Source organism: Cellulophaga sp. 20_2_10 (assembly GCF_023476645.1).
GTDB lineage: Bacteria > Bacteroidota > Bacteroidia > Flavobacteriales > Flavobacteriaceae > Cellulophaga.
Genome location: NZ_JAMCOJ010000028.1, coordinates 1 through 2,500, shown reverse-complemented (window position 1 = coordinate 2,500; position 2,500 = coordinate 1). Strand labels below are relative to the sequence as shown.

The window sequence follows — 2,500 nt, the reverse complement described above, 5'->3', positions numbered from 1 at the left end:
ACTGGTTCACTATCGGTCTCTCAGGAGTATTTAGTCTTAACGGATGGTCCCGCCAAATTCACACAAGGTTTCACGTGCCCCGTGCTACTCAGGATACCACTATCGGTAATGGTCTTTACTTATACAGGGCTATCACCTATACTGCTACGCTTTCCAACGTATTCTAATTCATAACACACCAAATGTCGTGGTCCTACAACCCCAATATTGCCGAAACAATATTGGTTTGGACTAATCCGCGTTCGCTCGCCACTACTTACGGAATCACTTTTGTTTTCTCCTCCTCCGGGTACTTAGATGTTTCAGTTCTCCGGGTTTGCTTCTCTTACGAGATGACATATCTTCAATATGCCGGGTTGCCCCATTCGGATATCTGCGGATCATATCATATGTGCTGATCCCCGCAGCTTTTCGCAGCTTATCGCGTCCTTCTTCGCCTCTGAGAGCCTAGGCATTCCCCATACGCCCTTATTTAACTTGTCACTACTAGATACTTTACAAATATCTAATAGCCTCTTGCTCTTCTCTATTTCGTATTCTTTTTATTTCTTATCGTGATAATTACCCCTGTGGTAATTATACACAATGTCCCAATATGTCAATGAACGTTTTTCAGTCGAAACTGAATGGTGGAGAATATCGGAGTCGAACCGATGACCTCCTGCGTGCAAGGCAGGCGCTCTAGCCAGCTGAGCTAATCCCCCATATACTAAAAGTAGTATATAGTAGCCGTAGTTAGTACTTCCAACTACTACTCAACTTCCAGAATTTCCTTTGCATTACGTTTATAATGCTATCTTAATACAATTTACTTCGATCTGTAATCCTTACCCGAACTACTGTAAACATAACTTATAAAATAAGCTATTCTTAGTAGTCCCAGGCAGACTCGAACTGCCGACCTCTACATTATCAGTGTAGCGCTCTAACCAGCTGAGCTATGGGACTCAATCTTAGTTTTGTATCTTAATATTTTGAAGTGACAGCTAAAAAGAAAATAAATCTAGTAATAACTAAATTCTTACTACATATATAATATGTAACGGTCGTCGTTCTCTAGAAAGGAGGTGTTCCAGCCGCACCTTCCGGTACGGCTACCTTGTTACGACTTAGCCCTAGTTACCAGTTTTACCCTAGGTCGCTCCTTACGGTGACGAACTTCAGGTACCCCCAGCTTCCATGGCTTGACGGGCGGTGTGTACAAGGCCCGGGAACGTATTCACCGGATCATGGCTGATATCCGATTACTAGCGATTCCAGCTTCACGGAGTCGAGTTGCAGACTCCGATCCGAACTGTGATAGGTTTTATAGATTCGCTCCTTATCGCTAAGTGGCTGCTCTCTGTACCTACCATTGTAGCACGTGTGTGGCCCAGGACGTAAGGGCCGTGATGATTTGACGTCATCCCCACCTTCCTCACAGTTTGCACTGGCAGTCTTGTTAGAGTTCCCGACATGACTCGCTGGCAACTAACAACAGGGGTTGCGCTCGTTATAGGACTTAACCTGACACCTCACGGCACGAGCTGACGACAACCATGCAGCACCTTGTAAATTGCCCGAAGGAAAGTCTATCTCTAAACCTGTCAATCTACATTTAAGCCCTGGTAAGGTTCCTCGCGTATCATCGAATTAAACCACATGCTCCACCGCTTGTGCGGGCCCCCGTCAATTCCTTTGAGTTTCATTCTTGCGAACGTACTCCCCAGGTGGGATACTTATCACTTTCGCTTGGCCGCTCAGTCCGAAAACCGAACAGCTAGTATCCATCGTTTACGGCGTGGACTACCAGGGTATCTAATCCTGTTCGCTACCCACGCTTTCGTCCATCAGCGTCAATGTATTGTTAGTGATCTGCCTTCGCAATCGGTATTCTATGTAATATCTATGCATTTCACCGCTACACTACATATTCTAACCACTTCACAATAATTCAAGACTATCAGTATCAAAGGCAATTCTACAGTTGAGCTGCAAACTTTCACCCCTGACTTAATAGCCCGCCTACGGACCCTTTAAACCCAATAATTCCGGATAACGCTCGGACCCTCCGTATTACCGCGGCTGCTGGCACGGAGTTAGCCGGTCCTTATTCTTACAGTACCGTCACCAGACTACACGTAGTCCTTATTCTTCCTGTATAAAAGCAGTTTACAATCCATAGGACCGTCTTCCTGCACGCGGCATGGCTGGATCAGGCTCTCGCCCATTGTCCAATATTCCTCACTGCTGCCTCCCGTAGGAGTCTGGTCCGTGTCTCAGTACCAGTGTGGGGGATCCCCCTCTCAGGGCCCCTACCCATCGTAGTCTTGGTAAGCCGTTACCTTACCAACAAACTAATGGGACGCATACTCATCTTACACCGTAATCTTTATTATTAAAATGATGCCATTCTAATAAACTATAAGGTATTAATCCAAATTTCTCTGGGCTATCCCTTAGTGCAAGGCAGATTGTATACGCGTTACGCACCCGTGCGCCGGTCGTCAGCGGAGCAAGC

General features: G+C 46.1%; 2 tRNA genes and 2 rRNA genes (1 of these 4 cut by a window edge). All 4 read right to left on the bottom strand.

What is annotated here, in order from left to right:
• A 23S ribosomal RNA gene (locus tag M4I21_RS18200) occupies positions 1-484 on the bottom strand (it extends 2,343 nt beyond the left edge of the window).
• Between the two features lie 143 nt (positions 485-627).
• Positions 628-704 (bottom strand) — tRNA-Ala (locus M4I21_RS18195).
• Positions 705-874: 170 nt separating this feature from the next.
• Positions 875-948, bottom strand: a tRNA-Ile gene (locus M4I21_RS18190).
• Between the two features lie 112 nt (positions 949-1,060).
• Positions 1,061-2,500, bottom strand: a 16S ribosomal RNA gene (locus M4I21_RS18185); the annotation flags it as partial.